Annotated in this window: 1 protein-coding gene; it reads right to left on the minus strand. The window is 50.8% G+C overall.

What is annotated here, in order from left to right; translation table 11 throughout:
• Positions 1–248 (minus strand): DUF4138 domain-containing protein (locus DXA54_RS28735; protein WP_243647711.1); only part of this gene is annotated, 248 nt, incomplete at both ends.

Raw genomic sequence — 248 nt, forward strand, 5'->3', positions numbered from 1 at the left:
TTCTTGTCCACGATTTTCCATGTGATGTAGTCCACGTCGAAAGGCACGTTGCTCTGGTTCTTTATCTCCGTGTGGAAATAGAGCAAACCATTATGCGTGTAGATGCCTTTCAGCAGGTACTGGATGCCGAATCGCTTGCAGCCGATGTGCTTCACCTCGCGCTTGTTCTGCTTGTGGATGGACTTCATGATAAGGCGCACCAGCATCGGGCTTTCGCTGCCCAGTTCCTTCAGATAGATTTCCTGCGC

The organism is Bacteroides sp. OF03-11BH (assembly GCF_003604005.1).
GTDB classification, from domain to species: Bacteria; Bacteroidota; Bacteroidia; order Bacteroidales; family Bacteroidaceae; genus Bacteroides; species Bacteroides ovatus.